Here is a 2,210-nt window from a genome sequence, read left to right on the forward strand (position 1 = left end):
CAGGCCCCGCAGGACGGCACCGACCGGCGGATCGTCCGCGCCCAGGTGCTGCGGCTGGAGGTGCAGAGCACCCCCGACGCCGTGGACGAGGTGCGCCGGCTGGCCGGCGAGCACTCGGCGACCATCACCAACATGCAGGTGGCCACCGATGACGACTGGCTGTACCGGTACGACCAGCAGGGCGGCGCTCCCGCCGGCGACGGCACGGCGCTGCGCGGCTGGGTGACCGTCCGGGTGCCGGCCGACGACCTGACGGCGTTCGTCGCCGACGTCTCCGAACTCGGCACCGTGGTCTACCAGTCGGAGTCGACCGATGACGTCACCCAGGAGCACATCGACCTGACCGCGCGGCTGGAGAACCTTCGCGCCCAGGAGGCCAGGCTGCGCGAACTGGTCGCGGCCGCCAACAACGTCGAGGAGATGCTCGCGGTGGAGCAGGAACTGTGGCGCATCCGCGGAGAGATCGAAAGCCTGGACGCCCAGGTGCAGTACCTGGAGCGGCAGGCCGCGCTGGCCACCGTCACCGTCGAGCTCACCGAGGAACAGCCGGTGGTGCGGCCCGGCGGGCGGTCGTGGGGGTTCCTGGACGCCATCACCGACGGCATCCAAGGCGCCGCCGGGGTGTTGGCGTTCCTGGTCACCTTCCTGATCGCCAGCGCACCGCTGTGGCTGATCGGTCTGCTGGTCTTCTACCTGGTCCGGCGAGCGAGGCGGCGGCGGGCGGCCAACCGGGTCACGGCGACCACTCCCCCCGCCGGCGCCAAGACCCAGCAGCCGCCGACGCCGGTGCCGGCCGGGTCCCAACCGGCCGGGACCGGGCGAACTGAACCCAGCCCGGCCGAACCCAGCCCGACCGAACCCAGCCCTGCCGAACCCCGCCCGGCCGGGGAGGCCCCGACCGACGTCCAGGCCGCCGAACCCCCCAACCCTGAGCAGCCGTCGGCAGACCGGTGAGGACGCATCGTCGCCTCAGCTCGGCGCCGCCATCCCGAAGAAGACCGGGCTGAAGTAGGGCACAAGCCAGATCACCCAGACGAACAGGCTGAACTTGTGGAAGTTCGTCAAGGCGTGCTCGTCCTGTCTGACCAGCACGACCAGGGCCCAGCCGGCGTGGATGAACATCAGCAGGATCGCGATGGTCCCCGAGATGCCGTGCACGTCGAGGCTCAGGCCGCCGACGAAGTCGAACATCATGGCGGTGCCGAGGGTGTCGAAGAACAGCCCGAGCACGAAGAACACGAAGTGCCACCACCTGAGGCGGCCGCCAAGGCGTTGGGCCCACACCCCGATGGAGTAGCAGACCAGGGCCCCGGTGATGAACGTTGCGGCCAGCGGGTTCACCGGTCGTCCCCGCCCCAGCCACCATCTGCGAAGATCCGCTCGCTGCCCACGACATCACGCAGCAGCCGCGAGTCGAGGTCGGCGCCCACCCTCAGCAGGCTCATGCTGCCGTCCGGCTCCAGCACCACGGCCCGCACCTCGTCCAGGTGGGCGATCCCGCCCTGTCGCAGCCGCGCGAAGAACAACTGCTCACTCAGGTGGTACCTGCGCATCACCTGGTAGTCCAGCCGCCGGTTGGCGTACAACACGATCCCGCGGCGGTGCCCGATCAGCCCGGACCGGCGTCCGGTGCCGAAGAAGCCCTCCAGGGTGACCAGGGTCGCCAGGCAGATCAACCCGCCGACCAGCGTGGCGTTCGGTCCCAGCATTGACCGGCCCACGATGGCACCCAGCACCAGTGCCACCGCCAGGCCGCTGCCGGAGCGATTGGCGAACAACCGCTGGCCCCACACGCGCAGCACCGTGGTAAAGGTCAGGTACATCACGCCGGACGCGATGAACACTGCCAACGCCTCAGGCCAGGTCGGTACCAGTGTCTGCCGGACCCCGTCCCAGAACTCCATGCGCCTCATGGTGGCACCTCCGCCGAGCCGTCGACACCGAGGGGGCCGGGATTGAAACCGCCATGGCCAGCGTTTCACTCACCAGGAGGTGCGAAGTGGACGAGCAGTCGGTCGAGGCGCTGGACGCGTACTCGGCGGTGGTGACCCGGGTGGTGCGCGCGGTGGCGCCCTCGGTGGCGAACCTGACGGTGCATGGCGATCGCGGCTGGACCGGGTCCGGGTCGGGCGTGCTGATCAACCCCGGCGTCCTGGTCACCAACGCCCACGTCGCCGGCGGCGCGCGGCGCGTGGTGGCGTCCTTCACCG

The 2,210-nt window shown here is 70.5% G+C and carries 3 protein-coding genes and 1 pseudogene; 2 read left to right on the top strand and 2 right to left on the bottom strand.

Features of this window, described 5'->3' with window-relative positions; all coding sequences use genetic code 11:
• The coding region (locus WBL05_RS13580; RefSeq protein ID WP_424226669.1) for a DUF4349 domain-containing protein at nucleotides 1–954 on the top strand (954 nt) is incomplete at its 5' end.
• Between the two features lie 15 nt (nucleotides 955–969).
• Here the strand turns inward: WBL05_RS13580 and WBL05_RS13585 are convergent.
• Together WBL05_RS13585 and WBL05_RS13590 are read right to left on the bottom strand one after the other, a co-directional pair.
• The gene (locus WBL05_RS13585; protein WP_424226671.1) at nucleotides 970–1,341 is read right to left on the bottom strand and encodes an HsmA family protein; all 372 of its coding nucleotides are present in this window, start codon (nucleotides 1,339–1,341) and stop codon (nucleotides 970–972) included.
• A complete protein-coding gene (locus tag WBL05_RS13590) occupies nucleotides 1,338–1,913 on the bottom strand; it encodes a DUF421 domain-containing protein (RefSeq protein WP_424226672.1) in 576 nt (191 codons plus the stop codon). The genes WBL05_RS13585 and WBL05_RS13590 overlap by 4 nt, the downstream gene beginning before the upstream one ends.
• An 86-nt stretch (nucleotides 1,914–1,999) precedes the next feature.
• On the opposite strand from WBL05_RS13590, the pseudogene WBL05_RS13595 reads away from it, so the two are divergent.
• Nucleotides 2,000–2,210, top strand: a pseudogene (locus tag WBL05_RS13595) (hypothetical protein); the annotation flags it as partial.

The organism is Brooklawnia sp. (genome assembly GCF_049651565.1).
Taxonomy (GTDB): domain Bacteria; phylum Actinomycetota; class Actinomycetes; order Propionibacteriales; family Propionibacteriaceae; genus Brooklawnia.

What these genes read in the sequence shown, in the direction of transcription:
- WBL05_RS13590 (WP_424226672.1), bottom strand. Translation starts at nt 1,913, where the DNA reads ATGAGGCGCATGGAGTTCTGGGACGGGGTCCGGCAGACACTGGTACCG.